At 41.7% G+C, this 2,335-nt stretch carries 1 protein-coding gene; it reads left to right on the top strand.

What is annotated here, in order from left to right; genetic code table 11:
* Positions 1 to 2,335, top strand: a 2,335-nt coding sequence (locus BHC51_RS12325; RefSeq protein ID WP_143558855.1) for a calcium-binding protein, incomplete at both ends; no start/stop codon positions are given.

Raw genomic sequence — 2,335 nt, 5'->3', positions numbered from 1 at the left:
TTCATATTCGATGATCAAGCCATTAGCACTGAAGAAATCAAGAACAATTATACCTTTACTATTACTGGGGACGATGGTGATAATGTTATTGTCGGCTGGCATAGTAAAGATATTTTAAGTGGCGGTGCCGGGAATGATACCTTATGGGGTGGCGATGGTGATGATATTCTCAGTGGTGATGACGGCGATGATATTCTCAATGGGGATGATGGGAATGATATTCTCAATGGCGGTGCCGGTAACGATACCTTAAATGGTGGTACTGGATACGATATTCTTATTGGCGGTACCGGTAACGATACTCTCAAAGGTGGTGACTGGCACAAAGACCGCTATGAATTCGAGGCAGGCCATGGGCAGGATGTCATTTATGACCAAGGAAATACTAGTTACCAAAGTCATTTCAATGATGTAGTCTTTAAAGGTGCTAATCTGGCTGATGCTCAGTTTACCCGTTCTGGTAATGATTTGATTATTCAGGCTTATGGTACAGATGATTCCCTTACCCTGCCTGATTACTTCACCTACAATAATTACTACAGCAGAGCATTTAACTTCATATTCGATGATCAAGCCATTAGCACTGAAGAAATCAAGAACAATTATACCTTTACTATTACTGGGGACGATGGTGATAATGTTATTGTCGGCTGGCATAGTAAAGATATTTTAAGTGGCGGTGCCGGGAATGATACCTTATGGGGTGGCGATGGTGATGATATTCTCAGTGGTGATGACGGCGATGATATTCTCAATGGGGATGATGGGAATGATATTCTCAATGGCGGTGCCGGTAACGATACCTTAAATGGTGGTACTGGATACGATATTCTTATTGGCGGTACCGGTAACGATACTCTCAAAGGTGGTGACTGGCACAAAGACCGCTATGAATTCGAGGCAGGCCATGGGCAGGATGTCATTTATGACCAAGGAAATACTAGTTACCAAAGTCATTTCAATGATGTAGTCTTTAAAGGTGCTAATCTGGCTGATGCTCAGTTTACCCGTTCTGGTAATGATTTGATTATTCAGGCTTATGGTACAGATGATTCCCTTACCCTGCCTGATTACTTCACCTACAATAATTACTACAGCAGAGCATTTAACTTTGTATTTGATGATAAAGTATTAAGTGTTGATGATATAGCTGCCATGTCATTTATTTTGGGAGGCACATCAGGTGACGATGAACTCAGAGGCTGGAATTCTCACGATATTATTGCTGGAGGGCCGGGTAATGATAAATTATATGGAGGAGATGGTATAGACAACCTTTTCGGAGGAGCAGGTAATGATGAGCTGTATGGAGAAAGTGGAAACGACTATTTAAGTGGCGGCGATGGTGATGATATTCTTAATGGTGGTGCCGGTGATGATATTCTTAATGGTGGTGCCGGTGATGACACACTATGGGGCAAAGAAGGTTACGATATCATCAATGGTGGTCCCGGAAACGATACTCTCTATGGCGGTGACTGGAACAAAGATCGGTACATTTTTCAACGTGGACACGGGCAGGATCTAATTGAGGATTTTGAATTTGATTCAGCAGTTCCCAAATATAATGACATTGTATTTGAAAATGCAAAACTGGCTGATGCAGTGTTCTCGCGTTCCGGTAATGATCTGGTTATTCATGCTTATGGTACAGATGATTCCCTTACCCTGCCTGATTACTTCACCTACAATAATTACTACAGCAGAGCATTTAACTTTGTATTTGATGATAAAGTATTAAGTGTTGATGATATAGCTGCCATGTCATTTATTTTGGGAGGCACATCAGGTGACGATGAACTCAGAGGCTGGAATTCTCACGATATTATTGCTGGAGGGCCGGGTAATGATAAATTATATGGAGGAGATGGTATAGACAACCTTTTCGGAGGAGCAGGTAATGATGAGCTGTATGGAGAAAGTGGAAACGACTATTTAAGTGGCGGCGATGGTGATGATATTCTTAATGGTGGTGCCGGTGATGATATTCTTAATGGTGGTGCCGGTGATGACACACTATGGGGCAAAGAAGGTTACGATATCATCAATGGTGGTCCCGGAAACGATACTCTCTATGGCGGTGACTGGAACAAAGATCGGTATATTTTTCAGCGTGGACACGGACAGGATCTAATTGAGGATTTTGAATTTGATTCAGCAGTTCCCAAATATAATGACATTGTATTTGAAAATGCAAAACTGGCTGATGCAGTGTTCTCGCGTTCCGGTAATGATCTTGTGATTCATGCCTATGCTAATGAAGATTCGGTTACTTTTACCAACTTTTTTAATTATCAGATGCACACCCGTGCCTTTAATTTTATCTTTGATGATG

This window comes from Snodgrassella alvi, from assembly GCF_002777745.1.
In the GTDB taxonomy this organism is placed as follows: Bacteria; Pseudomonadota; Gammaproteobacteria; order Burkholderiales; family Neisseriaceae; genus Snodgrassella; species Snodgrassella alvi_D.
The sequence above is the reverse complement of the archived record's forward strand: the minus strand, read 5'-3'. Positions and strand labels throughout refer to the sequence as shown.